General features: G+C 70.8%; 1 protein-coding gene and 2 pseudogenes. All 3 read right to left on the bottom strand.

The window, feature by feature from the left end:
• A pseudogene (locus tag BZL64_RS36570) lies at positions 1 to 624 on the bottom strand (two-component sensor histidine kinase); the annotation flags it as partial.
• Complete coding sequence (locus BZL64_RS36565) at positions 621 to 1,361, bottom strand: response regulator transcription factor (RefSeq protein ID WP_167396258.1); 741 nt, start codon at positions 1,359 to 1,361, stop codon at positions 621 to 623. The pseudogene BZL64_RS36570 and the gene BZL64_RS36565, both read right to left, overlap by 4 nt.
• A 291-nt stretch (positions 1,362 to 1,652) precedes the next feature.
• Positions 1,653 to 1,837: pseudogene (locus BZL64_RS40020) on the bottom strand (hypothetical protein); the annotation flags it as partial.

Raw genomic sequence — 1,837 nt, 5'->3', positions numbered from 1 at the left:
GGCGGCGATGACGGCGGCGCCGAGACCGGCGGCGGTGACACTGATCTCCACGAGGATCAGCGTGTTGACGGTGCTGTCGACCGCGGCGGTCGGCAGGGCGACGTAGTAGCCGGAGCCGTCGTCGCCGTGCGCATACGCCACGAGGTAGTCGCCGAGGCCGGGAATGGTCACGGTGTTCGTGCCGGTCGTGGACACGCCCTCGAACGCGGCGCGCTGGGACGCGGTCAGCGGGGTGGCCTTCATCTGCTGACGGATGTCGTCGGACACCCGCACGGCGACGGCGGCCTTGGAGATCGTGCCGTCGGCGGCGACCTCCGCGGCCACGGTCTTCTCCTGTGTCGGGCCGTGGGTGACGAAGAGGTCGACCCGGTCCTCCACGAGGAGGTTCTGCTCACCGTCCTTGCCGAACGGAGGTCCCGACAGCCGCTTGCCCGCGTCGACGACCTGATCGCCCAGCTGCTCGTACAGATGCGACCGCAGGGCCAGTGTCGTCACCGTGCCGATCACCGCGCAGACCACCGCGATCAGCACCACCGACGCGACGACGAGCCGGGTCCGCAGGGTGCGGGGCTTGCGGGGCTTGCCTGCTCGCTTCAGCGCACGCGGCCGTCGTCGCCCGCTCATGACGCGGCGGGCTTGATCAGGTAACCGGCGCCGCGCCGCGTGTGGATCATCGGCTCGCGCCCCGCGTCGATCTTGCGGCGCAGATACGAGATGTACAGCTCGACCACGTTGGCCTGGCCGCCGAAGTCGTAGGACCACACGCGGTCGAGGATCTGGGCCTTGCTGAGCACCCGCCGCGGATTGCGCATGAGGAAGCGCAGCAGCTCGAACTCGGTGGCGGTGAGGTGGATGTTGTCGCCGCTGCGCGAGACCTCGTGGCTGTCCTCGTCGAGGGTGAGGTCGCCGACGACGAGCACCGACTCGGAGCGGCGGTCGGCGGCGCCGGAGCGGCGGATCAGCCCGCGCAGCCGGGCCACGACCTCCTCGAGGGAGAACGGCTTGGTGACGTAGTCGTCGCCGCCCGCGGTGAGGCCGGCGATTCGGTCCTCGACGGCGTCCTTGGCGGTGAGGAACAGGACGGGGACGTCCGGCAGGTCACGGCGCAGCCGGCCGAGGACGGTCAGCCCGTCCATGTCCGGCAGCATCATGTCGAGGACGACGGCGTCGGGCCGGAAGTCGCGGGCGGTCTGGATGGCGCCCGTGCCGTCGCCGGCACTGCGGATCTGCCATCCCTCGTAGCGCAGGGCCATGGACAGCAGTTCGGTGATCGACAACTCGTCGTCCACCACCAGCACGCGGACGGGGCTCCCGTCCGGCCTCAGCAGTTCGGTGCGCCCCTGGGGCGAGGTCGTGGTCATGGAGGACACCATGTCGGGGTCCTCTGAGAGCACGCTTTCCCCTGTCTGTGATTTCCCTGAGAAACACACAGCGGGCTCTCAGGAAAGCGGGGTGCGGGCGGCGCCGGAGCGGCCCGTCCGTCCGCGTATGCCCCGGTTCCGCGGCCGGAACGGGCCGGCGGAGTGCCTGACTCCGCGGTGGAAGACCCTGAGTGTTCCTGGGAGTTGCCTGAGGAAGCCGGACGCTGCCGGAGGCACGGCACCCGCTCGTGAGGAGGCGGTTGCGGTCGAACTCGTCCGGCCGGGGACGCCTCAGAACAGCTCGTCCTGGAGGTGCCCCGCCGGTCTGCTGAACTCCCTTATCGGCAGGGTCACTTCATCGGCGCCCCCGGCCGGGACCAGCTCCCAGCCGCGCATCAGCCGGGTGTCCAGGACGACGACCCCCGCCGCCGCGGGACCGGATCTGCATCTGGCGACGGCGGCGGGGGTCGTCGTCC

It is taken from the genome of Streptomyces bobili (assembly GCF_002154575.1).
In the GTDB taxonomy this organism is placed as follows: domain Bacteria; phylum Actinomycetota; class Actinomycetes; order Streptomycetales; family Streptomycetaceae; genus Streptomyces; species Streptomyces bobili.
This window is presented reverse-complemented; position numbering and strand designations above follow the sequence as displayed.

Excerpts from the sequence above, each read along its gene's own strand:
- BZL64_RS36565 (WP_167396258.1), bottom strand. The coding sequence starts at position 1,361 with ATGACCACGACCTCGCCCCAGGGGCGCACCGAACTGCTGAGGCCGGAC.